Annotated in this window: 19 protein-coding genes; 6 read left to right on the top strand and 13 right to left on the bottom strand. The window is 65.9% G+C overall.

What is annotated here, in order from left to right:
* Positions 1-10 precede the first annotated feature (10 nt).
* Positions 11-6,058 carry a DUF3857 domain-containing protein gene (locus llg_RS02880; RefSeq protein WP_338288049.1) on the bottom strand — a complete coding sequence of 2,016 codons (6,048 nt, stop codon included), beginning with the start codon at positions 6,056-6,058 and terminating at the stop codon, positions 11-13.
* Between the two features lie 183 nt (positions 6,059-6,241).
* On the opposite strand from llg_RS02880, the gene llg_RS02875 reads away from it, so the two are divergent.
* Entirely contained in the window at positions 6,242-9,004 is a 2,763-nt protein-coding gene (locus llg_RS02875) for a helicase-related protein (RefSeq protein WP_338288048.1), read from the top strand.
* Positions 9,005-9,147: 143 nt separating this feature from the next.
* On the opposite strand, the gene llg_RS02870 is transcribed toward llg_RS02875, so the two are convergent.
* Both llg_RS02870 and llg_RS02865 read right to left on the bottom strand, forming a co-directional pair.
* Positions 9,148-9,792, bottom strand: a complete 645-nt coding sequence (locus llg_RS02870) for a DUF1080 domain-containing protein (protein ID WP_338288047.1) — start codon at positions 9,790-9,792, stop codon at positions 9,148-9,150.
* 44 nt (positions 9,793-9,836) lie between these two features.
* Positions 9,837-10,829, bottom strand: coding sequence for a type II secretion system F family protein (locus llg_RS02865; protein ID WP_338288046.1), 993 nt, complete (start codon positions 10,827-10,829; stop codon positions 9,837-9,839).
* A 97-nt stretch (positions 10,830-10,926) separates the two neighbouring features.
* Between llg_RS02865 and llg_RS02860 the strand changes: the two genes are divergently transcribed.
* Positions 10,927-11,409 (top strand): hypothetical protein, encoded by a 483-nt coding sequence (locus llg_RS02860; RefSeq protein WP_338288044.1) that lies wholly within the window; start codon positions 10,927-10,929, stop codon positions 11,407-11,409.
* A gap of 703 nt (positions 11,410-12,112) precedes the next feature.
* On the opposite strand, the gene llg_RS02855 is transcribed toward llg_RS02860, so the two are convergent.
* From llg_RS02855 to llg_RS02830, 6 genes are all read right to left on the bottom strand, one after another.
* Positions 12,113-13,231, bottom strand: coding sequence for a sulfotransferase (locus llg_RS02855; protein WP_338288043.1), 1,119 nt, complete (start codon positions 13,229-13,231; stop codon positions 12,113-12,115).
* 77 nt (positions 13,232-13,308) lie between these two features.
* The gene (locus llg_RS02850; RefSeq protein ID WP_338288042.1) at positions 13,309-14,001 is read right to left on the bottom strand and encodes a hypothetical protein; all 693 of its coding nucleotides are present in this window, start codon (positions 13,999-14,001) and stop codon (positions 13,309-13,311) included.
* 79 nt (positions 14,002-14,080) lie between these two features.
* Positions 14,081-15,118 (bottom strand): glycosyltransferase family 4 protein, encoded by a 1,038-nt coding sequence (locus llg_RS02845; RefSeq protein ID WP_338288041.1) that lies wholly within the window; start codon positions 15,116-15,118, stop codon positions 14,081-14,083.
* A gap of 12 nt (positions 15,119-15,130) precedes the next feature.
* Positions 15,131-15,838 carry a histidine phosphatase family protein gene (locus tag llg_RS02840; protein ID WP_338288040.1) on the bottom strand — a complete coding sequence of 236 codons (708 nt, stop codon included), beginning with the start codon at positions 15,836-15,838 and terminating at the stop codon, positions 15,131-15,133.
* 76 nt (positions 15,839-15,914) lie between these two features.
* The gene (locus llg_RS02835) at positions 15,915-17,990 is read right to left on the bottom strand and encodes a S8 family serine peptidase (protein WP_338288039.1); all 2,076 of its coding nucleotides are present in this window, start codon (positions 17,988-17,990) and stop codon (positions 15,915-15,917) included.
* A gap of 144 nt (positions 17,991-18,134) precedes the next feature.
* Positions 18,135-18,674, bottom strand: coding sequence for a L,D-transpeptidase family protein (locus tag llg_RS02830; RefSeq protein WP_338288037.1), 540 nt, complete (start codon positions 18,672-18,674; stop codon positions 18,135-18,137).
* Between the two features lie 187 nt (positions 18,675-18,861).
* On the opposite strand from llg_RS02830, the gene llg_RS02825 reads away from it, so the two are divergent.
* The gene (locus tag llg_RS02825) at positions 18,862-19,350 is read left to right on the top strand and encodes a hypothetical protein (protein ID WP_338288036.1); all 489 of its coding nucleotides are present in this window, start codon (positions 18,862-18,864) and stop codon (positions 19,348-19,350) included.
* Between the two features lie 3 nt (positions 19,351-19,353).
* On the opposite strand, the gene llg_RS02820 is transcribed toward llg_RS02825, so the two are convergent.
* The 3 genes from llg_RS02820 to llg_RS02810 form a co-directional block, all read right to left on the bottom strand.
* Positions 19,354-20,061, bottom strand: a complete 708-nt coding sequence (locus tag llg_RS02820; protein ID WP_338288035.1) for a GDSL-type esterase/lipase family protein — start codon at positions 20,059-20,061, stop codon at positions 19,354-19,356.
* Between the two features lie 95 nt (positions 20,062-20,156).
* Positions 20,157-21,263, bottom strand: a complete 1,107-nt coding sequence (locus tag llg_RS02815; protein WP_338288034.1) for a hypothetical protein — start codon at positions 21,261-21,263, stop codon at positions 20,157-20,159.
* 19 nt (positions 21,264-21,282) lie between these two features.
* Positions 21,283-22,257 carry a thioredoxin family protein gene (locus tag llg_RS02810; RefSeq protein WP_338288033.1) on the bottom strand — a complete coding sequence of 325 codons (975 nt, stop codon included), beginning with the start codon at positions 22,255-22,257 and terminating at the stop codon, positions 21,283-21,285.
* Positions 22,258-22,370: 113 nt separating this feature from the next.
* Between llg_RS02810 and llg_RS02805 the strand changes: the two genes are divergently transcribed.
* Positions 22,371-23,456 carry a substrate-binding domain-containing protein gene (locus llg_RS02805; protein ID WP_338288032.1) on the top strand — a complete coding sequence of 362 codons (1,086 nt, stop codon included), beginning with the start codon at positions 22,371-22,373 and terminating at the stop codon, positions 23,454-23,456.
* Between the two features lie 41 nt (positions 23,457-23,497).
* Positions 23,498-23,686, top strand: a complete 189-nt coding sequence (locus llg_RS02800) for a DUF4250 domain-containing protein (protein WP_338288031.1) — start codon at positions 23,498-23,500, stop codon at positions 23,684-23,686.
* A gap of 2 nt (positions 23,687-23,688) precedes the next feature.
* Here llg_RS02800 and llg_RS02795 read toward each other — a convergent pair whose 3' ends face one another.
* The gene (locus tag llg_RS02795; RefSeq protein ID WP_338288030.1) at positions 23,689-24,207 is read right to left on the bottom strand and encodes a hypothetical protein; all 519 of its coding nucleotides are present in this window, start codon (positions 24,205-24,207) and stop codon (positions 23,689-23,691) included.
* Between the two features lie 107 nt (positions 24,208-24,314).
* Here llg_RS02795 and llg_RS02790 point away from each other — a divergent pair, with 107 nt between their 5' ends.
* A complete protein-coding gene (locus llg_RS02790; RefSeq protein WP_338288029.1) occupies positions 24,315-25,013 on the top strand; it encodes a glycosyltransferase in 699 nt (232 codons plus the stop codon).
* Positions 25,014-25,027: the final 14 nt, after the last annotated feature.

Genomic DNA, 25,027 nt, shown 5'->3' with positions numbered 1-25,027 from the left:
TCCTTGGGTCTCACTTCCCCGGTTTCGGAATCTCCGCTCCGGCGTGGCGCAGGTAGCGGATGGCAGCCACGAAATAGCGGTTGTTCGCGTTTCCCAATGCCACGCACTGGCGCGCGTATTCGATCGCCCTGGCCTTTTCTCCCAGTCCATCCAGGGCGCATGCCATGAACCATGTCTGGTTGGTTTTTTCGCGCGGGGGAATCTCCTTCGCTGCTTCGAGTTCGGCCTTCATGGTTTTCCAATCGCCCTTCAACTGCGCGAGTCGCGCGCGGGCGAAGGCCTTCTCGTAATCCATGGCCAGCAGGCCGGGTACCGAGGCCCGCCAGGCATCGGGCAGCAAATCCTTGCGGTCGCAGAGGAGAGCCAGGTCGCAGGCGCGGTGGAGGGAGTTGGAGTTGCGGTCGCGCCATGTCGTGATCATTTCGTCCCGAATGATTTTCACAGCATCCTCGTTCGCGATTTCCAGTTCCTCCTGACGCTTCATTTCCTGAAGAACCGGCAGGTAGATCTGGAAGAAGTTCGCGGACATTTCCTCGTCCGGTTTGATGGAATCGAGTGTCTGGTTCACTTGGCGTTGGTCGCCGTTGACCCATGTCGTTTCCAACAGGTTGCCCCTCATCGGGAGCCGCATGAAGGACGGAACCTGGCTCACCAGCGCCAGGTTCTTGTCCAGCTCGACCGGGATGCCGGGCTTGTAACCGCGGGTGCCTTGCCAGAATGAAACCACCGCATTCGCAGGGGAGTCCTTGAAAATCTTCAAAGCTCCGGAGAGCGAGGCCGGCGCCGGGTCATCCGGCGGATCGAATGAATACAGGATGGTGGCCACGGTCGCGCCCGTGAGGGGTTCTCCGAGGGATTCCGCCAGCTTGAAGACCTCCGCGATCATGGCGGGGTCCCGTTTGCCGGTGGCGTTGAGCCAGGTATCGCGGGTGATGAGCCAGTCCTTCACTCCGGTCTTGTCCATGCGCTTCCCGGTGGTCAGGCGGGCGGCGTCGATTGCGTGCCGGTCTGCCTCCGTGAGGTCCCCCATGGTTTCCAGGTCCACCCGTTGCTGCCAGCCTGCCGGGGCCTTTTGCGCCAGTGCCTCCAAGCGTTCCCGGAAGAGGGCGAGCATCCCGTCATGGAACGCGAGAGCCGGCTTCGAGAGATTCGCCATTCGCATCCAACTGAGGCGAGTGGTGTTCCGTTCGCCGGCGATGGCCGGGCTCAGTTTCCAGTTCTTGAGCGCTTCCCGCGCCGCGGCGGCTCCCTCCGCATCGCCGGCACCCAGCAGGCCGGTGTGACACAGGGTGGCGAGGGGGAGATCCTCGCCGTCGAGTTCGCGGTCGTTCAGTAGGGCGAGGGCCTCCTTGAAGTCTTCCGGGCCGTCACGCATGCCTTTGGCGATCTTCTCGACCATCGGGAAATAACGTTCGGTGTAAGCCGGGGCATAGGCGGAGAAGACGGGAGACTTGCGGAGTTCGGCGAGCGCGTCCACCTGGCCCGCGGAGGCGAGTTCCAGCGCGAACTTCCACAGCATGTGGAGACGGCACGGGGTGGAGACCTTCTGCTGGTCGAGTACTTCCCGCCAGATGGCCACGGCTTGCTTCCAGGTGGTTTGTTGTTTGCCCAGATCCATCGTGGCGTCCGTCAGTGCCCGCTCACGGACGCGGATCTCCACGTCCGGGGACATGACCACCAGCATCCGCAGGCGGAAGCGTTCGGCGGCGTGGAAGCGGGTCAGGTCCGCTTCCGAGATTTTCGTCGGATCTCCCACCCGCGGGTCGTCGAGGGCCTTCGGTCCTACATGGTCGTACCACACCGGCTTGTATTTCTTGAGGAGGGCTTCCGCCGCCGCGGCCAAGCCTTCCTTGCCCTCTCCCTGCGCTTCCAATTGGGAGATCTTCTCCAGGATCGGCGTCGTCAGCGCGGGCTTTCCTTTCGCCTGGGCAACCTTGCTCCTCAGGAAGGTGAGGGCCTCCGCGCGTTTGCCGGACCTCGCCAGCAGGTCGGCATGCACCGGGGCCCACTGGCCCACCGTCAGGAAGCCGCCGCTGTGTTCCACCCAGTAGGTGGATGCCTCCAGCGCTTCGCTGACCTTCTTGCCCGTGGCGTTCGCGGCCATGGCGAACAACCAGGCGCAGCGCTCGCGGTGCTCCGCCGAGCGTCCCGGAGCTTCCTGCCACTGATCGTCCGCCACTTTCAGCGCGTGTTCCGTGTCACCGAGGTCGAAATGCAGCGCGGCATCGAGGCGGATGCACATTTCCACCGTCGCGGGCTGGCCCGCGCGCACCGTGCCCGCCAGCTTGGCGAAGCACAATTGGCCGCCCCGGTAGGAATCGGGCGCGAGCGGCTTCACGTATTGATCGAGCATTCCCCGCACCGAGAGGACATGGCAGGGCAGCCAGCGGCTGGTGAAGGCGACGGATGCCACTTCCTCGAGGACCCGCTTCAGATCCTTTTCCGCCACCGCCTTCCGGCAGCGCAGGATCGTGTCGTCACCCTCGTCGCTCAGGACGATGGGCTGCCGGACCGGCAGATCCCCCTTCAGGGAGCGGTGGTAAGGAATGTAGGTGTGCTTCCACCAGTCCTCGCTTTCTTCCCATTGCCGCAGCGTGGCCTTCGGGTTCGCGGCCAGCGCGATCACATCCTGGATCTCCGGGAGAATCTCGGAAGACTCGTAGACGGAGGCGGGCACATCCGCCAGCAGCGCCCATAGCTCAAGCGCCTCCTCGCGATCCCCGCTGCGGGCCATCAGCAGGCCGGCGCGGACCAGTTGCTCCACCACTGCCTTGTGTTCCTGACGCTGGTCCTTGAACTTCAGGTAGCACTCGATTGCTTCCTTCCAGAGGCCCCGCGCCTCGTAGGCCTTGCCGAGCCGGAACCACACCGACTTTTCGAATGCCGGCATGAACTGCGGATCCTCCGGCATCGCACGGTAAAGGGCGATGGCTTCGTCGAGCTTCTCCTGGTCATCCAGCCAGCCTGCCTTCAGGAACAGGCATTCCCAGTAGTTGTCGTTGTCGTGGGGCAGCTTGCATCCGACTTCGACCAGCTCTTGGAAAGCACCGGCGTCTGCGGTCGTCCCGGCACTGCGTTCCACCACCTTCAGATGGGAGAGGTATTGCCACAGCGCGTGCGGAAACTCGTCGGAAGCCTCGTATTTGCGGAAATAGCCTGCGGACATCCCGAGCAGCGCGTGGCTGTCCTTCTTGCCGAGTTCCTCCATCTTCGCCAACGCCTTCTCGACGCTGTCGCAGGTGTCGATCGAGGTGTTCTTGAAATCATCCGGGCGCTTCCGTTCGAGGATCGCCAGCACCTCGCTCCGCAGCTTGGCATAGGTGTCGCCGCGCGTGGACCAGCTTTCCAGGGTGGCGCAGGCCGCCGCGAGCGGCTTGGCCGTCGGCCCGGTTCCGGCGGCATCGCGGGCCTTCTGCAGCCACGGCAGCAGGGACGCCATCGCCGCCTTGTCGCCGGCTTTCGCCACGCGGGTGATCTCCTCGATCACCGCGGTGCCTCCGTCCTCCTCGCCTTCGAACAAGCTGCCATCGGCGAGGGCGCTCACCAGCGCATCCCCTTGGCCGGCTGCGGCCATCGCGGGCACGAGCTGTGACAGCGCGAAGGCGCGGCACTCCTCCTCCGCGGCGGCCTGTTTCAGCAGGGTCACCGCTTCCGCGGGCACCGGGTTGCGTTTGGCCAGCCACTCGCCTGCGAACCGGGCCGACCAGTTCCGGCGGTAGTCGCTGATCTCGCCGTTCGCGGCCACCTCCTTCATCACCGCCAGCGCTTCTTCATCCTTGTTCAGCTCATGGAGTGTCAGTCCTTCGAAATAGCGGGCGAAGCCCCAGTATTCGGCGCTCACGCCATCGGGCTTGCGCTCCACCAGTTCCCGCAGCGCGGTGAGCGCGGCATCATACTGCTTTGCATCGAACTTCTGGCAGGCCAGCTCCGTGCGGGCGTAGAACACCGTCTCCGGATCGTTCGGGAAGTAGCGGATCACCTGTTCGAGCGCGGCCTGGCGCTTCGAGGCATCGCCCGTGCTCGGGAACCAACGGTTCACCAGGCTCATCTGGCCCTTGCCGGTGGGCATCAGGGGCATCGCCACCTGCGCCTTCGGGGCCCCGCCCTGGACCGCGCCGGAGCCTTTCTTCAAGGCCAGCGGCGTTTGCAGCCACGCCAGCATCGCGCGGTTGGCCTGGGCCGGAGCCGCCACCTTGTCGGCGGGGATCACCGCCTCGCGGTAGTCGAGATCCAGTGTGGCCTCGCATCGGTTTGCCGCGTGCGTCCATTGGGAGGACGCTTGGAACGGTGGCGTGTCCAGTTTCAGCGGGCTTGGCAGGGACTCCGGTTGCCATCCCTCCGGCAACTGGATCTTGGCCGTCACCCGGAAGCGTTCGATCGCTTGGAAGAACGACGTGCGCCGGTCCTTGCCCTCGCCGAAGTCGCCGAAGAACCAGCGGGCCCACGGAAACGGCAGGCTCAGGCGGCCCGCGTTATCCATCTGGCGCGGCGGGGTGGTCAGGTAGATCTTCAGCTCGGCCTCCTCCACCTCCCGTTTCTCCGCGGGCAGCACGAAGTCCATCACCTCCGCTCCGGGGAAGAAGCTGGAGGCATACGAGTGCAGCTTCTGGCGGGCGGTGTCCCGGTCCACGCCCGCGAACGCCCGCGCCATCTGCACGCTGTTGAAGCCGGTGGCCTTCACCGTCATCCAGCCGGAGATCCGCCCCTCTTGGGTCATTTCCAGATCCAGCGTGTAATGACTTTCGCCCGAGCGCGCGGACGGGGTCCGCAGCCACTCCGCCTTGTTGCCGTGGATCGCCAGCACGTCGCGGTCCGCATCTCCCGGTGAGAGCAGGCCGGGCCGTCCCTTGGTGATGGTGGCATCGCAGAACACCCGCGTGACGCCACCCTTGCCATCCGGCAGTTCCGCCACCGCGATGGCGTGGTTGAAATGCCGGTAGTCCGGGATGTGGCGTGCCACCAGGCCCGCGTGCTCGGTGTTCACGAGCACCACCTTCGCGGCCACGCCCTTGTGGCGCAGCATCGCCACCAGCAGGTTCGCCTTGTCCTTGCAATCACCATACTGGTTCTTCCACACCGTTTCGCAGGCATACGGCTGGAGTCCGGAAATGCCGAACTCGAGTCCTTCGTAGCGCACGTCGTTGGCCACGTGGTCGTGGAGCACATCGAGGATTTCCCGCGGCGATTTCGCCTCCTTCGTCCATTCTTCGACCTTGGCCTTGAGCGTGTCACCCAGCTCGGACCGCTCCGCGAGCAGGCCACCGTACCACGCCGCCAGTTCGTCCCAGGAGCCGAAGGTGGTCAGCCAGGTGCCCGGTCCGACCTGTTGGGGCGGCGCTTCCTCGGGCTCGTCGGGCGTGCTTTCGATGTTCTCCCGCTGCCACACCCGCCGCCATCGTCCGGGTATTGGCGCGGCTTCAGTCGCCGCGACCGGACGCTTGCCCACCGTCTCGACCTTCACCCGGGACTCCCACGCGGCCGGTAGATCGATCACCCGCCGTTTCAGAGCGATCGGCCAACCGGCCGTCCAATCCATGAACTCGCTGTAACCGCCCGCCACCGTCGGCACTTTCCGCTCGAACACCACGATCGCCTCGCACTGCACGCCGGGCTTCACATCGGGGAAAATCAGCACCAGGTCCTGGCCATCGTCATAGATGCTGTCGCTGCCCTGGTCACCTTTCTGAATGAACGCCGCGTTCGGACCGAGGACCTTTTCCGTGCCGTCCGCCAGCACCGTGCGGGCCTTCACCACGTGCACGGTTTCGAGGTGGGCCTGGAACCGGAACCGGCGGGTGGACGATTCCTTCGCGCCCTGCTCCGTGTAGGGGCGGATCACCGTGTGCTGGGCCCGCAGGTAGCTGCCATCCTCATGGACCCGCGTCGCGCTTTCGGAAAGCCGGACCGTCCCGCCCTCGTCCTTGCCCGCGAACGGGTCCTTCGCCTTCGTGATCTCTTCGAAGGGCGTCAGCAGCGGTGCCAGCGATTCCTCATACTCCGGTGGCGGCGTTTGGGAAACCTCGGCCCGGGATAAGCCGATCGATCCGAGGATGGCCATGCCGGCCAGCCACAGGCGCCTGGTGGGGAAGGGGAAACGAACCAATCTCATCTGCTTGGCATATCCCGACAGAAAACCGCCACGGGAGCAAGCCGCAGCCCTTTGCCCACGGAATCGCGGATTTCAGAAAACCACGCTTGCGGTGGCGGGTGGGGGGACTAGGTTGCGCGCCCCGAAATTCGCATGGTAGCCGTAGAGAACGCATGGGTGCGCGGACAGCGCTGGGTCAGTGACAGTGAGCCCGAGCTGGGCCTCGGAATCATCCTCAGCGGTGCCGATGGCCGGGTGGAGATCGTGTTCCCCGCCGCGGGTGAACAGCGGTGCTATGCCCTCGATTCCGCGCCGCTGCGCCGTGTCCGCTTCCTGCCGGGCGACCGCATCAAGACCCACACCGGCGAGGAGATGACCGTCGAGCGCGTGCGCGAGGAAGACGGCCTCCGCATCCACGAGACCGAGGCCGGGGACGTGCCGGAAGCCGAACTCTGCGACTCCATCAGCTTCAGCAAGCCGGAAGAACGCCTCTTCGGCGGCAAGCTCGATGACGTCGCCGCCTTCGATCTCCGCGGCGAAGCCCTGCGCCGCCGTGCCGCCATGCGCCGCTCGCCGGTGCGCGGGCTCGTTGGCGCGCGCATGGACCTCATTCCGCACCAGCTTTTCATCGCCGATGAGGTGGCGAACCGGCCGGTGCCGCGCGTCCTGCTCGCGGACGAGGTCGGCCTCGGCAAGACCATCGAGGCCTGCCTGATCCTTCACCGCCTGATCCTCACCGGCCGCGCCGCGCGCGTGCTGGTCCTGTTGCCGGAGCCGCTGGTCCACCAGTGGTTCGTGGAGCTCCACCGCCGCTTCCAGCTCACCTTCGAGATCTTCGATGAAAGCCGCTGCGAGGCGATCGAGGAAGGTGATCCGGAGGGCAACCCGTTCCTCGACAGCCAGTGGGCGCTCGCGTCCATCGACTTCCTCGCGAATGACGAACGCCGTGCCGAGCAGGCCCGTGATGCCGGTTGGGACGTGCTCGTCGTCGATGAGGCCCACCACCTCGAATGGTCGCCGGAGGAACCCGGTGCCGCCTACGAAATGGTGCGCTCGCTCGCCGCGGAAACCGAGGGTCTGCTGCTCCTCACCGCGACCCCGCAGCAGCTCGGACCGGAAGGCCACTTCGCCCGCCTCCAGCTTCTCGATCCCGAGCGTTACTCGGACCTGGAGCGCTTCGAGCAGGAATCGCAGCACTACGAGGAAGTCGCCGATCTGGTCGAGCGCATCGACGCCGGTGACGACATCGGCACCGCGCTCGATCCGCTCGTCGCCGGCCGCAAGCGCCTTGAACAATCGCTCGCCCGCTACAAGGACGGCGCGGCAGGCGCGAAGGAGAAGCTCGTGTCCGACCTGCTCGATGGCTTCGGCATGGGCCGCGTGATGTTCCGCAATACCCGCGCTCACCTCGGCGGTTTCCCCGGGCGCGAGCCGAACCTGGCGAAGCTGAAGGGCAAGGAGGGCTTCACCGCCGCCATCGCCTGGATCTGCAAGCTGCTCAAGGATCTCGGCGACGAAAAGGTGCTCATCATCGCGAATACCTCCGACCTCGCCACCGCCGTGCTAGACGCCATCCAGGAGCAATCCGGCGTGAAGGGCGCGCTCTTCCACGAGGAGCTGACCCTGATCCAGCGCGACCGCAATGCCGCCTACTTCGCCGAGCCGGAGGGCGCGCGCATCCTGGTGTGCTCCGAGATCGGCAGCGAAGGCCGCAATTTCCAATTCGCCCGCCACCTCGTGCTCTTCGATGTGCCCGAGGACATCGACGTGCTGGAACAGCGCATCGGCCGCCTCGACCGCATCGGCCAGAAGGGCACCATCCGCATCCACGTTCCGTACATCGCGGGCATGGAGGAGGCGCTCGTCCGCTGGCTCGATGAAGGCCTCGATGCCTTCCGGCACAGCGTGGCCGGTGGTCCCGAGATCCAGCGCGAGGTCCAGGGTGAACTCGACAAGGCGCTCGATGGCGGCAAGCCCGCCGCGGTGAAGAAGCTCCTCGCCCGCACCGCCGAGGTCCGCGCCGAGGTCACCGAGCGTCTCGCCCGCGGCCAGGACCGCCTGTTGGAGCGCAGCTCGCACCGCCCCGCGAAGTCCGCCGCCCTTGTGGAAGGCATCCAGGGTTGGGACCAGGACCCGGAGTTCGAGGACTTCGTCATCCGCCTGTTCGAACACAGCGGGGTGGAGATCGAGGAGCTTGATCCGCGCCGCTATTTCCTGAAGCCCGGCAACCTCAAGTCCGATGCCTTCCCCGCGCTCCCGGACGAGGGCATCACCATCACCTTCGACCGCCGTCGCGCGCTGGAGCACGAACACGAGGCCTTCATGACCTGGGACCACCCGATGGTCCGCGGCGCGCTCGACCTCATGCTCGGCACCGGCGATGGCAATGCCTGCTTCGCCCTCTGGGAAACCGGCGGCGAAAAGCGCATGCTGCTCGAAGCCTGGGTCGTCATCGAGTCCATCGCTCCCGCGAAACTCCACGTCGAACGCTTCCTGCCGCAGACACCCGTCCGCATCCTCGTCGACCACCTCGGCAACATTCTCACCGATGACGCCACCGTGGCCGCCGCCAAGCTCCGCCGCAGCGAGTCGAAGGGCCTGCTCAAGAACGAGTCGGTGAAGCGCAAGGTGCTGCCCGCCATGCTCACGAAGATCCGCGAGATCGCCATCGAGCAGAGCCAGCCGATCATCCGCGCCGCTCAGGAAACCATGTTCCTGGAGCTCTCCACGGAAATCTCCCGCCTCAAGGACCTCGCGGGCGTGAACGATCACGTCCGCCCCGAGGAAATCGCCGCCCTGGAGTCCCGGAAGGCCGAACTGGCCAAGGCCATCTCCTCCGCCCGTCCGCGCATCGACGCCGTCCGCCTCATCTGGAAGGCCCCCGCCGTGCCGAAGAAGGAAAAGGATCCAGAGTAGCACAAGCATTCCTGCTTGTGAGCGGGAGCGGCGCGCCGCCAGGAAGAGCGTGAGCCAGGCGCTCTTCCTCCATAGGTCCTATAAGTCTTATGCTCCCGTGCCATGTGGGCTCTTCCTTCAGCACGCGAAGCCAAGCCTCGCGCTTACAGCGTCTTCAGCACGATCTGCTTGAACCACACTTCATTGCCGTGGTCCTGGAGCATGATCTTGCCCTTCGGATTGGCTCCGAAGCTGGTCAGGGCCTTGAACTTGCTCTTCGCCAGAGCCGCCTTGAAGACGTCCCCGGCCAGCTCCCCGTCCACCACCTTGGAGCCGTTGAGCCAATGCTCCACGTGGGTCCCGCGCAGCACGATCTTCGAGGTGTTCCACTGCCCCGCGGGATTCAGCTTCTTGTCCGCCGCCGGGGGATAAAATTCATACAGCGCACCGGTCTGGTGGATCGCGCCGTTCTTCGCGTCCGGATGCTTCACGTCATCCAGCATCTGGTATTCGAAGCCGAGCATGCCCTTGCCGGGATAGCTCTGCACACGATACTTGATGCCGCTGTTTCCGGCCTCCGAGATCTTCCACTCCCAGGTCAGTTCGAAGTCGCCGTATTCCTTTTCGGTCAGCAGGTCGCCGCCGCCGCTCACGCGGTGCAGCACCCCGTCCTCGACCTTCCAGCCTTCTTCCAACGGCTTGCCGTTGGACTTGGTCCAGCCGGTCAGGTCTTTGCCATTGAAAAGCACGATCTCCTCCGCCATCGCGGAAAAGGGCAGCAGCAATGCGAGCAAGTATCGGAAACGCATGATCCCTCCTATACGCCTCGCTCTCGCATTTATTGCAAACAATTTCAGTCCGTGCCGATGCTTTCCAGCCCGCTCAGATAGCCGCCGTAGAAGCTGACGATCTTCCAGCCCACGAACACCACGATGCAGGCGTAGAGCACTTTCGGGATCGCCGCGCCCAGCGCCGTGGTCGCTTGCTCGGCCTCACCTTGGAAGACTTCTGCCCACCGCGCCAGATCCTTGTCCAGCGAACCGGCCTCTTCCGCCGTGGCGTAGGACCGCGCGAACGCCTTCGGAAACACCTCCCCGCGCAGGAACTCCGGCCCCAGCGGGCCGCCCCGTGTGGCCGCCTCCGCCACTTTCATCCCGGCTTCGCGGATCTGCCCGCCGTGTGAGGCCGCCGCTGCCGTCGACGCTGTTTCCTGCATGCCCAGCCCGGCCAGCAGACAGGTGTGGTAGACCTTCGTGAACCGTGCCATCGCCAGGTTCCGCCGCGCTTTCCCCACCCAGGGCAGACGGTTCACCAGCCCGTCGAGCGAGGCATTCGTCTCCGCCGCCTTCAGCACCGCCTTTCCAGCCAGGAACAGCAGGAACGCTCCCAGATAGAACCCCAGCAGCGTCAGGACCAGCGGTAGCAGGATAGAGGCCGGAGTTTCCCCGCGCACCAGCGGCCCCGCCGCCGTGCCCACCAGGATCCCGAGGTGCAGCACCACCAGCGGATAGATCATCCCGCGCACCACCGTCCGCCGCACCGAGGCGACCATGCCGAAATAGTCCGCCAGATGCTGGAACGCCGGAGCCATCCGCCCCGAGCGTTCCCCGGCCCCGATGATGCCGCGCTCCAGCCCGCTGATGCCCGCGGCGTCTCCGGTCAGCGCGTCCGTGATCGAGCGACCCTCGGCCAGCCCTTTCTCCATCCGCTCGAGCAGCGCCCGTTCGTCCTCCGGCACCCCGCTGGCCGACATCGTGGCCGCCGCCTTGCGGATGTCGAAGCCCGCCGCGAGCAGCTTCGAAAGTTCGATGTAGAACACGTGTTTCCGCGCGGCACTCAGGGTCATGGAATTTACTTTGTCATGACATCGGCTCCTGCCAAGTCGATTCACAGCCCCGCGGTTGTTTCCGCGCCGAAATCGGTTAGATAGGGGAACCTCCCCGATGAAACGACTGCTTCCGCTCGCCGTCCTGCCGCTTTTCCTCAGCCACTGCGCCCCCACCGTGCCCGCCGAGGCCGATGAGGTCGCCCAGCGTTTCACCTCCGGCATCCGCGCCGACAACGAGCCGCCCGCGCCCGATACCTCCGGCATTCGCGTGCCCATTCTCCGCGCTTCCGCCTGGGGCGCACCCCGCTACACCGTCATGAAGGACGGCAGCTACATCGCCCGTTACAAGCACGGCACCGACACCCTTGATATCGTCGGCACCTCCCGCCCGGTGAAACGCGAATCCTTCGACTACCCCGGCACCGTCACCGTCATGGGCAGGCAGCTCGCCACCTACGATTCCGGAAACGAGGACCCGGAACTCACCACCGAGCCCTTCTCCCTCACCGCCCCCGATGGCCGCACCGCCACCTACTGTCTCGTGCTCGGCGGCGCCCAAGGCGGCTTGGCCAAGCGCGTGCCGGTGGTCGGGTGGTGAGGAGACGGAAGACTGGAAGACGCGAGAAGGAAGAGGAGGGATTCTCTCTCTCTCGCTACCTAGGGGAAGGAGAGAGAGAGAATGGACAAACCGGGCGCGAAAGGAGTCAGGGCTTTCGGCGGGGACGCTCTTCCGGGGGGCGGAGGCTGGGGTGAAGACGGAAGACTGGAAGACGCAAGAAGGAAGAGAAGAGGATGAAAACGAGGACGGGTATGGCAGGGACAGGAAGAAGGATTCTCTCTCTCTCGCTACCCTAGGGGAAGGAGAGAGAGAATCGAGCTGAGCCGGACGCGGAAGGAGTCGAGCCTTTCGGCGAGGAAGGTCTTCCGGGGGGGGCGGAGGCTGGCGATTCCGATCGTCCAAAGCGGCGTCGGGAAAGGAAATGAACGAGCGTGAAGGTGAGGAGAGAGATAGAGAGAGCGCTATCCCTCTCTATCCACCCGCCCGCCCCCACACGGCTCCTTGGCCCGGAATCGCGAACCGCCGTGAACGCCTTCCTTCCTTCCTTCCTTCCGTGCCCCTTGGCGGGAGCCTCTCTCTGGACCCCGCCCCCTCTGATGCTCTTCCTCGTCTCACGCTTCAACTCCTCCTTGGCCCCGCCATTGGTAGTCCCTCTCATTCTCTCTCTCTCCTTCCCCTAGGTAGCGAGAGAGAGAGAATTTCCCCTCTTCTCTTGCTTCTTGCGTCTTCCAGTCTTCCGTCTTCAAGGATCATACCCCCACGCTTCGAACTCCCGCTGCCATTCCCGCGCCAGGCGCTTCCGGAGCCTCTCCTCCAGCGGCTCGAACCGGTTTTTCTGATACCCTTCCTGCCGCGTCACCGCGTTCTCCAGCACCGGCTGGAAGCCCTCGAAGCCGTCCAGTGACAGCGTCCGGTAGATCCTCTCCACCGTCCCCACCGGGTCGCGATCCAGTTCCTCGAACCGCACCTCGCACAACCGCCCCTCCGGGATGAGCGACCGCTGCGCGAAATACGCGTCGTGCAGTGCCCGGTAGCCGCGGATGATCCAGTCCTCCACCCGGGTGCGATCCGGGCGCTGCAGGTAGCTGAACCACGCCGCCGTGTCATGGTAATGCCGGAACGATCGGAAGACATCGTGCGGATGCCGGTGCAGGTGGATGAACCGCGCGTCCGGGAACAACTTGAGGAGCAGCCGGATCCGCGCCGTGTGCGCCGGGGACTTCAGCACCAGCCGCCGCGGGCCGTGCTTGTAGGTCAGCTTCCGGCAGAACCACAGCAGCGCCTCCTTCCACTCCTCCACCTCCTCCGCGGGCACCCCCTCGAAGGTGAGATAGCGCTCGTAACGATCCGCCTGCTCCGGGAACGCGAACGCCATGTAGGGAGACCGCGTCGTCACCGCCCACAGCGCGAACTCATCCTCCTGCGGCAGGTCGAACCCCAGGGCCATGTTGTCCATCGGCCGGGTCTCCGGGATCCGGTCCGCGTAGGCCCGTTTCGCCCGATCTTCCGTCGTCAGAAACGTCGAGGGCGCCAGCGCCTGATAGGTCGTCGGTGCGGCGAAGCGCTCCCTGTCCAGCGCCAGCAGGTTGTGGAGGTGGGTGGTTCCGCTCCGCCAGTGGCCCAGGATGAACAACGGCGCATCCACCTCCGTCGCCCGGATCGCCGGTTCATGCGCGCGCTCGCGGCGCTTGAAGTGCGAGTTGATCGCGGCGGCTCCGGTCAACATCACCACCCGCCGCCAATACACCGGGCTCACCCGGAAGCGGTTCTCGCGGAGCATACGCCACCACGCGCTGAACGTCAGGCCGATCAGCGGATGGTTGTCCGTGCTGTGCTGGTGTTTGAGCTCCCCCAAGCCCATCGGGCGTCACGTTAGAACGCGAGCCCGTCCTTTCAACTCCGGGATGGGGGAGACTGCAAATTGCCCTCCGGCCGCGCTCAGTTGGCGGTCTTTTTCTTGAGCTCGGTCTGGAAGCCCTTCAGCGCGCCGGCCGCCGCCTGCTCGTAGCTCTGGCGATACAGCTTCGGATTGCCGGCGAATTCACCGATGGTGTGTGAGGAGGTGCCGGTGCCCAGATAGTAGCCGCCGGCCAGCTCCTTGCCCGCGGCATCCCGCAGGGTGATCTGGGTGGCGATCTGCGCCGTGAAAAGGATATCGCCATCACGGCTGCCGGTGCGGGTGAGACCGTAGTTGCTGACACGGGAGGTGATCAGGTTTTCGGACCGCTGGTTGAGCCGCGGGCCGAAGAACGGGTCGCTCTTCACCGTGCGGTTCAGTTCGTTGTTCACCATCTGGTTCACGTCCGTCGGCGTCGTCTTCTCGATGGCCGAAACCTGCCCGCCGTGGGACCGGTGGAACGAGGCATCCTGCGCCCCGGCGATACCCTCGCCGATCGCCACGCCGAGCATGGCTCCCAGCGCTCCACCCACCACCCCGGCCTGGGCACCCGCCTGACGGGCTCCTTGCGATCCGGCATCCGGACGCTTGTAGGCGGTGGCACTCATTTCCGTCCGCGAGATGCCCACCGTGGAGAGCGATTGGCGCTGGGCTTCGGTGAGCTTGCCGGCGCAGGAAGGGAGGAGGCACGCGGCGAGCAACAGCGGGCCGCGGGAGAGAAGGCGGGAAGTCATGGTTTGGAAGTGATGTCGGCGCTTGGTTAGGGCCGCTTCCCATATCTGTCGATCAAAAGCAGATGAGACGTGGCGACGCTCACTTGAGCTCCGCGACCCGCGCCAGCGCCACCTCCGCGGCATGGTCCCACGTCCATTTCGCCGCCACCTCGCGGGCCGCCGCCTGTCCGAGCGCCGTGGATTCCTCCCGCTGCTCCACCACCTGCCGCATCAACCGCCGCAGGTGGGCCACGTTCGGCCGCGCCCACGTCCCCCAGATCAGCCACGGATGGAAGAAAAACGGGTCCCGCACCCGGATGACCCCATCCGTCTCCACCAGCAGCGCATTGCCCGCGTGCGCGAACGCCGTGAGCCCGCTGTAATTCGTCGCGATACACGGCAGCCCGCACGCCATCGCCTCCAGCAGCGGCAGCCCCCAGCCTTCCGACCGCGTCGGCAGCACGAAGGCATCCGCTTCCCGGTAGGCCCGCACCAGATCCGCCAGCGCCACCTCGCCGCGGCACCGCACCCGCGCGTCGCGCGCACCCAGCTTTCGCAACTCCTGACGCAGCCGCTCCTCCTGATCAAAGTCCGCGAGGAACGGATTGTGCGCGTGCAACACCAGCTCCACCGGCTCGTCCGCCCGGAACTCCGAGCAAAACGCCTCCAACAGCTCCGGCAGCGCCTTCCGCTCCTCCCATTTTCCCACGAACAGGAACCGGAACACCGGTCCCGGCTGCCGTGGCGTGACCGGCGGATGAAACGCCTCCGGATCGAAGCCCAGCGGCACCACGGAGAGCTTCTCCGCCGAAATTCCGTTCCGGAGGAACACCTCGCGCTGCCACTCGCTCGGCACCCAGAGATGGTCCAGCCGCCGCAGCTTCCGCCGGATCGGCCACGGAATCCGCGAGGTCTCCCACGGGATGTAGCTCACCACCCGCCGGCCCGGCAGGGTGGGGGACAGCCGCCAGTCGCCGAAGTTGATCGTCACCGCGTCCGCGGAAACCGGCACTCCGGAAACGGGCAGGCCCTCCGGTGGATCGATGAACGCCACAGGCGTCCGTCGCGCCAATGCGGCGGCGAAGGCGCGTCCGACCACGCTCCAGGAGCCCTTCGCCCGCCAGTGCAGATTCAGCATCCCGGGAATGCCTCAGCCCTGTCCCGGTTCCGATACGTGGATGTTGTCATCCCACCACTTCGAGAGGCGCGCGTTCGGCACCGCCGGGATCGCCAGACCGGCGTGGTCGTAGTGCGAGGTGTCGTTGAAAAGCGTCAGCCGCGCCCGCACCGCGTCCTTGAAGTCCACGATGTTCAGTGCCGCCGGGTTCTGGTCGAGGTTGTCCCGGTAGCGGCGCGGGTCGAAGCCGAGCAGAGAGCTCAGCAGCAACCGGATCGTCGCCTTGTGGGACACCACCAGCACCGTGCCGCCCTGGTGCGCGCGCACGATCTCGATCAGCGCCGGCAGCGCCCGCGCCGTGACCTCCAGCCCGCTTTCCCCGCCCACCGGCGCGAAGGTGAAGGGATCCTCGTCCCACGCCGCGGCTTCCTGCGGAAACTGGGTTTCCACCTCGCCCCGGGTCAGGCCTTCCCAGCGGCCGTGGGAAATCTCGCGCAGCCCGTCGCGGGTGTGGATCTCCAGGTTGTGCGGAGCGGAGATCAGCTTCGCCGTCTCCACCGTGCGATCGAGCGGGGAGGCATACACCGCCGTGATGTTTTCCCCGGACAAGCGGATGCCGAGCCGGCGCGCCTGCTCCCGCCCCTCGTCGGACAGCGGCACGTTCGTGGCTCCCGCGAAGCGGTCTTCGGCGGTCAGGATCGTCGCGCCGTGGCGCACGAGAAAGATGCGGGTCGAGGACATGGCCGCACTCTAACCACCCTACCTCCCCCGGGCGAAGGCAAACTTGTCCATCGTCCGAAGGTCCGGTACCTCGGCCTTACGGCACCACCAAGGTCACCCGGTAGAACCGTTTCGCCGCCGCGCCCACCGTCGTGTCCGTGTAGCTCATCTGGGTCTGGCCGGTGCCCGCCGTCACCAGGGAGGAGGGCAGCGTCGCCAGCCAGCTCCCCGCCGCCAGCGTCGGACTGTAGTAAACCTGGTAGGTTTTCCCGGGCACCGAGGCCCAGGTGATCGTCGCGGTTCCGTTCGCCGGGTTCCGCGTCGTCGATAGCTCCTTCAGCACGCTTTGGCCATTCGTCGGAATCGTTCCCGCCAGGAACTCATTGAGGTTGGTCAGTCCGTCCCCGTCCGTGTCCGCGTTCGGAGCCACGCCCGTGTACTGGTTGTAATAGAGCTTCTCCCACCAGTCCGGCAGCCCGTTCAGATCGCTGTCCACCAGCTTCTGGAGGTTCAGCCGCCCGTTGGAGATCACCTTGCCGGTCAGGGAGGCCTTCACATCCACCGCGGTGATGAGCCGCTGCACCCGCTGCGCCACCGTGTCCTCCGGATAGCACATCGCCGCCACCCCCACCGCCCCGCTGACCTGCGGCGTGGCCATTGAGGTCCCGTCCAGGAACCGGTAGTTGCCGATCGTCACCGTCGTCGTAGGCAGGGTCGAGACCAGCGTCGCCCCGTCCGCTTGGGAGATCGCGCAGGTGGGCAGCCACGTGCCCGCGCTGCCGAGCGTGAAATTGGCCGTGCCGGTCACGTTGTTGTAGATCACCACCGCTTTCGCTCCCTTCGCCGCCGCGTTGGTGACCTTGTCGGAGAAATTGAGGGTGCCCCGCTGGATCAGCGCGATGTTCCCGTTCACCGCCGGAGGAAAATCGGCGGGGTTGCCGATCCCGCAGTTCACCAGGTTGCCGCTGACCGATCCCGTGCCCGTGTATTGGATCGAGCTCGCGCTGAAAAACGTGGAACCGCACTGGAGCGTCACCAGCGAATCCACTCCAGATGTGCCGCTGTTGCCTCCCGGAGCCGTGGAATAGATGTTCACTCCGGGGGCGGCCAGATCCACCGAGGTCGAGCCGTAGTTCGAGAAGCTCGCCAGCGCGTCGTTCTGGTCCGAGGCGGCCACCACGAGCATGTTCGTGAGCCGGTAGCTCGCCGGGTAGGTCAGCGTCGTGTTGTTGTTCGAGCCGTCGTTGCCCGCCGCCGCGCAGAAGATGATGCCCGCCGTGCCCGCCGCCTGGATCGCGTCGCGCTCCGTGGTGGAAAACCCGCCGCCGCCGAAGGACGCGTTGATCGCCACCAGGTTCACGCCTTTCGATTTCATCAGCACCGCGTATTGCAGCGCCGCGATCTCCGCGGAGGCCGTGATGTAATTTCCGTCCGAGGACACCTTCAGGATCATCAGCCGCGCCAGGTCGTTGTCCCCGATCACGCCCGCCCGGTTGTTCCCCGTCGCCGCGATCGTGCCCGCCACGTGCGTTCCGTGGTAGCCGGAGTCCGCCGTGTTGTTGGTGTTCGCCACGAAGTCGAAACCATTGATGTCGTCGACCTTGCCGCTCGCGTCGTCGTCGATGCCGTTGCCCGCGGTCTCGCCCGGGTTCACCCACAGGTTCGCCGCCAGGTCCGGGTGCAGCCGGTCCATGCCCGTGTCCATCACCCCGATCACCGGGGCGGTCGCGGGCGTACGGTAGAGGGGGCGGGCCGGCACGTATTTCATGTCCGCGTTCGAGGTGCCGGTCACGAGGTTCACCGTCTGGGCGCCGTTTTGCAGCGCCCACAGGTTGGGGAAGGCAGCGTCATTCGGCACCGCGCTTACCGTGCGGAGGTAGTTCGGTTCCACTGTCTCGACCGAGGGATCGACCTTGAGAGCTTCGATCAGCATGGCCGTGCTCCGGCCGCTGTCCCTCACCAGCCCCGTCTCCTTCAGGCGCAGATCGGACAGGGTGCGGAAATGCCGCGAGAACTTCAGCCCGTGCTTCCCCAGCGCCTGCTCCGCGCTCCACGCGTCCCGCCACGGTTTGAAGGTCACCAGCACCTCCCCCTCCACATAGCGGGCGGGCCCGGCCACCGCGGTGGCGGTGGCGGCGAGGAGACACAGCAGGGGGATGGGGAGCGCTTTCATGAAGCCGCGGAGAGACGGTGCTATCCAGTAAACGCCACCAAGTGACGAATTTGCTGCGATGCCGTCATTTCCCTGCAACCCAACGCTATACAATGGATTCCGATTCCCTGCGAGATCGGAATCACGTTTTTCGCGCGGGGCTTCTCAGCGCTTCACCATCACCGGGGTGCCCACCTGCACCGCATCGTAGAATCGTTTCGCCTGCCGCTGTGGCAGCCGCACGCAGCCGCTGGAGGCCGGATAACCGGGCAGATGGCCCGCGTGCAGTCCGCAGGCATCGCTGAAGCGCAGGAAATACGGCATCGGCGCGCCCAGGAACCGGCAGCCCGCCGGGCGCGGTGCCTTGCGCACGTCGATGTTCTTCACCACCACCTTGCCGTCCCGCACGTAGTCCCCGTAGAGCGAGGACCGGTGGTCGCGGTCCTTCTGGATCACCCGGAATTGGCCCGATGGCGTGGTCTTGCCCTCGCGCCCGGTGGAAACCGGCGAGGTCGCCACCATCTCGCCGCGGTGATACAGCCACGCCCGCTGCTCGCTGAGATCCACCACGATCTTCCGGCCCCGCGTCCCGCCATGGTCCATCATCGCCCCCAGCTCCGGGATGTGGGTGCAACTGGCGAAAAACACCGGGGACATTAGCAGCGGCAGCCACCGGCGGAACAGGGAAGGGACGGTCGATTTCATGCGGGACGGTTCGTGCCGCCAGCCATCGCACCCGTTGGGTAACCGGTCAACCACCGGGCGGCGGGCGATTTGCACGGCCAAGCCGGTTGTTGCAAACCGTTAGGCCCCGGGTTCTGAATCGAACCGGTTGGAAATAAACGACTCGGAAGTGCTCGTGTTCCGGCATCCCACGAGCTAATCTGACAGAATGACCCCTCAACCAGTCGAGACGACGGCATGCCGCCGGTCCCCGCTCGCGGGAAAGGTGACAGCATGGATGGCCGCCGCGGGGATCGCCCTCGCGGCCCCCGTTCTCCGGGCCGATATCCCGGATCAACCCGCCGGACCGATGGCCTCGGTCAGCGGATACTACAAGGTGGTCGCCAGCAGCGATCCCCTGTTCGCCATGAAACCCCAGTGCGAGTGGTTCCTCGATTTCGGTGGCGGTGAAAGCGCCGGCCGCCACAGTGGAAACCTCGCTGTGTCCCTGCGCCAGAATCCGTCCGTGAAGGTCCGGATGCTGGTCTGGCAGCTCTACTCCGAAAGCCGCACCCTGGTCGTCGGCAACCAGACCGCGGAAGGCTCCCGCAAGGCGGTGATGCTCGCTCATTGGAAAGTCATCCCGAACTCGGCGGGCCTCGTCCTCCAGCGCGGCGACTACCAGATCGCGCTCCGGCGCGCCGATGCCTCGGAGTGACCGTTACTTCGGAAGATACGGCTTCACGGCGGCGGTGAGGAGCTTGTAGCCCTCTTCGTTGAAGTGAAGCTGGTCTTCCACGAACAGCTCCGGCCGCACCTTCCCCTCGGCATCCAGCGAGAGCTTGCTGATGTCGACGAAGACTAGGTTCGGCCCCTTCTTGATGTAGTCGGAAATCATCGCGTTCAAGCGGTCGCCCGCCTCCTTCTCGGCCCAGCGCGAGGGCGTGGGATTCACCGAGATATACGCGATCGGCACGTCCGGCAGCTTGGTGCGGACCTTCTCGACGAAGGCCTTGAAATCCCCGGCCACCAGCTCCGGCGAGCGCCCGCCATGGAGGTCGTTGGTGCCCGCCCGCAGGAAGATCATGCGCGGCTGATAGGGAAACACGATCCGGTCCACGTAGTAGGTCGTGTCCCGGATCTCATTGCCGCCGAAGCCACGGTTCAGCACCGTCGTGCCTTCGAGATCCTTGGCCAGCGTCTTCCACCGCACGATCGTCGAGGAGCCCACGAACAGCACCGGATTCTTCGGCGGTGCATGCATCGTGTCGTGCATCTCGAAGGCCGCGATGTCCTTCTCCCACCCCGCGTAATTGTGCGGTTTTTCCTCGGCTTTCGGGGCTGCGGCGGCTGGCTCCGCGTGGAGGTGGAGAGGGGACAGAGCGAGCAGGCCGACCAAGGTGGCCCAAAAACGGGGGGGTAGATGCATCGAACGAATACGCCGCGTTTTCCGAACCCTTGCAAGCTCCCCGTGGGGTCGAAGTGGTGACACTTGTGGACCGGTATTCCCGCATCCGCTCCCCCTCACTTCACCTCCACCACGTCTCCTTGGGTCGGTGTGACGATCTCCTCCTTCACCAGGTCGAACGAAGCGCCGTGGGTGGTCGGGTGGATGTAGAGCTTCTGCTTCTTCGCCCGCAGCCGGTGCATCAGCTCCTTCGCTTCCTTTTCATCCACCGGATCCTGGAAATCGGAAAACCAATAGACAGCCTCCACATCGGCCAGCTCCCGCGCCACCAGCGCGGTCCACGCGAAGCCCACGCCCTGGTAGTCGATGTAGTGGCTGTTGCCCCGGTTCGCGAGAATCCGGAACACCGGCTCCTCCGGGATCGGGGTGGTGAAGTCCACCGCGATCTTCGCGCTTCCCTGCTCCAGCGTTTTGGCGGGCAGATACGTCCGCTCGTGGGTGAGCCGCCAGAAGCGCTCGAAGCGTTTCTCGTCCATGTCCCGGGTGGCATACGCCCGCTTCTCCGGCCTCCCCGATTGGATGCCGCATCCGGCGTACAGGATCAGCGGGCTGCCCGGTGCGACCCGGTCCAGTTCCTTCACCACCTTCGGCAGCTCATGGGTCATCGATCCGGAAACGTCCAGCACCACCCCGATGCTGCGCGCCTTGACCTCGGTGCCGAACATCATCCCGCTGAAGGGCCGTGGCCCCGTGCCATTGCCGCCCAGCCCCGGCCCGTTGCCATTGCCGAAGCCGGTGCCATTTCCGGTTCCCCGGCCGCCGCCGGAACCGCTGCCGCCCAGCCCACCGGAGAGACCGCCGGACGTGAGCGCGCCCACCGAGGACAGCGCGGAAGCGGCATCCGGCTCGGGCAGCGTGAACTGGCTGGCCACTCCCTTCGCCGCCATCCGCGGCGCGTTGGGCATGGTCATGGTGGGGCGTTGCTTTTTCTGGCTCACTTCCTTCACCCCGGGGGAGCCACCACCGCCTCCCTTCGGCAGGAAATCCACCTGCTTCTCCTTCTCCGGGATCACCTGGAAGATCCACACCAGCCCGATGACCAGCAGCAGCGCGTGGACGGTGATGGAAATGGTCAGCGAACCGCCGCCGAGCTTTCGCCAGAAGCTGTTCCGCGCACCCGGAGGGGGCGGAGATGCCGGGGAGGGAAGGGGATCGGAGGACATGGGACCAGGGAGCTGGGGTTCAGGAGCCGGCGGCGGGTTTGCCAGCGGGCTTCACCGGTGCCGCGGCGAGCTTCCGCTCCAGCCGCGTCCGCGCCTGTTTTATCCGGTCCTGTGCCAGCGGGCTGTCGGGGGCCAGCGCGGTGGCTTGGTCGATCAGGTCGAGCGCCTGTTGCGGGTCCTTGAGAACGCGTTCGCAGGCGAGGGCCCCGGCCATGTAGAGGGCGTACTGACGGCTCTCCACCGGGATGTCCGTCCGCGCCGCGTAGTCCTTGTAGCGGGCAAGCATCGCCGCGCCGTCATTGCCGGTGCCGAGCCGGTCGATCTCCCGTTCGCAGGCTTGCCGACGGAACACCGCCTGGTATTTGCCCTGCAATCCACCCTCGTCCCGGGAAGCGAGCGTCAGGATCTGCTCCAGCTCGGCTCGGTAATAGGTGAGCAGCACGTCATCGTCCCGCAGGGCCGTGAGCGCGGCGTCCAGATGCTTCGCCTTTTCGACCCCCTCCGCCTTGGTTGCCTGGGCCAGTGCGGCATCGCGCTGGATGCGCCGCTGCCGCAGGGATTCGAGATGCCCGAGGAACGCCGTGGCCCCGCCCTCGCGGTAACCGGTCCGGGCGAAGACCCGGCCGGTTTCGTCCAGCAGCAGGATGTCCGGGAAGCTCATGGACTTCAGCTCGTTCTTCCACGCCTTGTTGCGGGCCGTGATCTCGGCGGATTGCTTCGCCGGGTCATGGGGGAAGTCCAGTTGCACCAGCTCGAAGCCCTTCGTGGCTTCCGCCTTGAACTCCGGCTTGTGAAACACCTCCTGGTCCAGCTTCACGCACCAGCCGCACCAATCGGAGCCGGTGAAATCCACCAAGATGTCCTTGTGCTGCTCCTTGGCCCGGGTCCTGGCGGCGGCCAGGTCATCGGTGAACGGGGATTCCGCCGAAGCGGCGTGCAGGGCGGAGACGAGCAGGCTGGCGGCGAGGGTTGCGGAAGTGAGTCGGAATTTCATGATGCAATGAACGGGTCGAGTGATCCTGCCACCCTTCCCGGGTTCACCGGATGCGACGAATCGATTCCCCTCTTTCACTAGGCGGAAAAACCACCTAGTTTGGTGAAAACCCGATGCATCCCGTTCCCCGTCTCAGCCTGGTCGATCAGACCGCCCTCCACCTCCAGCAGGGCATCGAGGCCGGGCGCTGGCGCGGACCCTTGCCCGGAGTGGTCCGGCTGGCGGGCGAGCTTGGTGTTTCGAAGGACACCGCCGAGGCCGCGTTGGTGGCCTTGGAGGCCCGCGGCTGGATCGTGTCGCGGGGGCGGGGGAGACGCCGCGAGGTGGTGGCGGACCGTTCTCCGGAAACCCTCCATCGCTCGCTGCGCATCGGCATGCTGCTGCGGGATGACCTCCCGAAATCCCCGGCCTACATGCAGGAGCTCTGCCTGAAGCTGGTCCACGATCTCGAAGCGCTCGGCCACCAGCCCGTCCTCGCTCCGAAATCCATCGGCGATCTGGGCCTCGATCCCGCCCGTGTCGGTCGCATGGTCGCGAAATTCCGCGCCGATGCCTGGATCATCTCCGGCGCACCTCCCGACGTGCTCGATGGATTCCATCACCGCGGCCTGCCCTTCCTATCTCTCGGCGGCCATGTCAGCAGCTATCCGATGGCCTCCGCCTCGATCTCGTCCGCCAAGGCCGTCGATGCCACCGTCGACCACCTCATCGATCTCGGCCACCGCCGCATCGTCCTCGTCTGTCTTCCGGATTGGGTGCGCCCCGTCCCCGGTCCCATGGTCAGTCACTTTTTCCGCAAGCTCCAGGCCGCCGGGCTGCCCGCCAGCGAATACAATGCCCCCTTCCACGAAACCACGCCGGAGGGCTTCGGAAAGCTCCTGGAATCCCTCTTCCGCCTCACCCCGCCCACCGCCCTGATCGTGCCGCACATGCACTACGCCTTCGCCGCGATGAGCTTCCTCGCCTCCCGCGGCCTCTCCGTCCCGCGCGATGTCTCCCTCGTCGTCCGCAGCCCCGATCCCGCCTTCGACTGGGTCCGGCCCCACATCGCCCACTTCCACTATCCGGTCGATGCCCTCTTCCGCCGCATCCTCCGCTGGGTCGATGCCTGCTCCAAGGGGCTTCCCGATCACGAATCTCTGGCCGTCGATGCCGTCCTCGTCCCCGGTGAATCCCTCGCGCCGCCGCCCGGCCCTTGACCGCGGCTTGCCATGCGCTCCGCCATCGCCAAGCTCCGCGCGTGGACCTTTCCCGCTACCTCCAGATGGACCCCCACCTGCTCCTCGGCCTCCTCAACACCGAGCTGCGGAACCACTGCGATTCCCTCGATGACCTCGTGAAAACCCACGGCCTCGACGAAGCCGCCCTCGTCGAGAAAATGGCCGCCGCCGGCTACGACTACCGCCCGGAGCAAAACCAGTTCCGCTGACGTCAGCGGCCCGAGGCGAGGCTCTGGTACATGGCCATCGCCAGCGCCAGAAACCCGATGAGTGGCAGCAGGATGATGCCGCGGCACACCCACAGCACCGGTGGGGTTACCGGTGCCTTCGCCTCCAGCAGCACCTTCTTCGCCTCGGCCTCCCCGATCCAACCGGCCAGCACCTCGGTCGTGCGGTCCCGACCGCCCTGCCACAGGTAGAACAACGCCAGCAAGGTGTAGATCGGCCCGAAGGGCAGGCCCCACCAACCCAGCAGCGCGGTGGTCAGCGTCGTTTTCAACAGGTCAGCCGTGGGCCACTCGCCCGGCGCGAATTTCCGAGGTTCGCCCAGGTCCCGGTGGAGGGTCACCACCACCATGGAAGCCACCCACGGCAAGGTCCGGAAACGCGCTCCGTTCATCACCTCCGTCACCACCACCCGCGCGCGACCGTCCCCGGTGGCCATGCCAGCCGGTTTCTTGTGCCACGTGGCATACGGGTTTTCAGCAGGCGGCAGCGGCGGCGGATTCATTCGCTGAAAACGAACTGTTGCCTGCAATCTGTCAAGCAGGCAGCCCGGTTGGACATCCCCCGCTTTTAGCATCCCCATCGCCCCGCCGATCCGCTATGAACAGGCCCATGGCGGAATCCCCCATCCCCAGGCGCATCCACTACTGCTGGCTCAGCGATGACCCGCTCCCCGAGCTCCAGCAGCGCTGTCTCGCGAGCTGGAAACGCCACCTCCCCGGCTACGAAATCGTCCGCTGGGACATGCCGCGCGCCCGCGCCATCGACAACCGCTTCCTCCATCAGGCCATCGACTCCCGCGCCTGGGCCTTCGCCGCCGATTACCTCCGGCTCCACGCCCTCGCCACCGAGGGCGGCCTCTACCTCGATAGCGATGTCGAGGTCTTCCGCTCCTTCGATCCCTTCCTCCGCCACCGCGCCTTCTCCGCCATCGAGCACTGGCCCGAGATCCACGCCATCGGCATCGAGGGCGCCATCCTCGGCTCCGAACCCGGCCACCCGTGGATCCGCGACTGCCTCGCCTACTACGCGGATCGTAATTTCCTCGGCCCCGATGGGAAGAAGGACGAGACCATCATCTCCGGGATCATCGCCGGCATCGCCGCGGAGCGCTACGGCTTCCGCCACGCCGTCGAGGAGCAGCACCTCGCCGGCGACATCCACCTCTATCCGCCCATCGTGCTCACCCACACCCGCGGTCCCTTCTCGGAAACCGAAACGCACGCCCTCCACCACTGCGTCGGCAGTTGGCGCGCGCCAAAGCCCCTCTGGAAACGCGCCCTGCGCCGCCTCCTCAAAGGCCGCGCGTGAGGGGGCCTCCCCGG

The sequence above is a fragment of the Luteolibacter sp. LG18 genome, assembly GCF_036322585.1.
Taxonomy (GTDB): domain Bacteria; phylum Verrucomicrobiota; class Verrucomicrobiia; order Verrucomicrobiales; family Akkermansiaceae; genus Luteolibacter.
Note: the sequence above shows the minus strand (reverse complement) of the source record. Positions and strands in the feature narration are given on the sequence as shown.

Coding starts and splice junctions, on each gene's coding strand:
- llg_RS02880 (WP_338288049.1), bottom strand. CDS start 6,058: ATGGCCATCCTCGGATCGATCGGCTTATCCCGGGCCGAGGTTTCCCAA.
- llg_RS02875 (WP_338288048.1), top strand. CDS start 6,242: ATGGTAGCCGTAGAGAACGCATGGGTGCGCGGACAGCGCTGGGTCAGT.
- llg_RS02870 (WP_338288047.1), bottom strand. CDS start 9,792: ATGCGTTTCCGATACTTGCTCGCATTGCTGCTGCCCTTTTCCGCGATG.
- llg_RS02865 (WP_338288046.1), bottom strand. CDS start 10,829: ATGACCCTGAGTGCCGCGCGGAAACACGTGTTCTACATCGAACTTTCG.
- llg_RS02860 (WP_338288044.1), top strand. CDS start 10,927: ATGAAACGACTGCTTCCGCTCGCCGTCCTGCCGCTTTTCCTCAGCCAC.
- llg_RS02855 (WP_338288043.1), bottom strand. CDS start 13,231: ATGGGCTTGGGGGAGCTCAAACACCAGCACAGCACGGACAACCATCCG.
- llg_RS02850 (WP_338288042.1), bottom strand. CDS start 14,001: ATGACTTCCCGCCTTCTCTCCCGCGGCCCGCTGTTGCTCGCCGCGTGC.
- llg_RS02845 (WP_338288041.1), bottom strand. CDS start 15,118: ATGCTGAATCTGCACTGGCGGGCGAAGGGCTCCTGGAGCGTGGTCGGA.
- llg_RS02840 (WP_338288040.1), bottom strand. CDS start 15,838: ATGTCCTCGACCCGCATCTTTCTCGTGCGCCACGGCGCGACGATCCTG.
- llg_RS02835 (WP_338288039.1), bottom strand. CDS start 17,990: ATGAAAGCGCTCCCCATCCCCCTGCTGTGTCTCCTCGCCGCCACCGCC.
- llg_RS02830 (WP_338288037.1), bottom strand. CDS start 18,674: ATGAAATCGACCGTCCCTTCCCTGTTCCGCCGGTGGCTGCCGCTGCTA.
- llg_RS02825 (WP_338288036.1), top strand. CDS start 18,862: ATGACCCCTCAACCAGTCGAGACGACGGCATGCCGCCGGTCCCCGCTC.
- llg_RS02820 (WP_338288035.1), bottom strand. CDS start 20,061: ATGCATCTACCCCCCCGTTTTTGGGCCACCTTGGTCGGCCTGCTCGCT.
- llg_RS02815 (WP_338288034.1), bottom strand. CDS start 21,263: ATGTCCTCCGATCCCCTTCCCTCCCCGGCATCTCCGCCCCCTCCGGGT.
- llg_RS02810 (WP_338288033.1), bottom strand. CDS start 22,257: ATGAAATTCCGACTCACTTCCGCAACCCTCGCCGCCAGCCTGCTCGTC.
- llg_RS02805 (WP_338288032.1), top strand. CDS start 22,371: ATGCATCCCGTTCCCCGTCTCAGCCTGGTCGATCAGACCGCCCTCCAC.
- llg_RS02795 (WP_338288030.1), bottom strand. CDS start 24,207: ATGAATCCGCCGCCGCTGCCGCCTGCTGAAAACCCGTATGCCACGTGG.
- llg_RS02790 (WP_338288029.1), top strand. CDS start 24,315: ATGGCGGAATCCCCCATCCCCAGGCGCATCCACTACTGCTGGCTCAGC.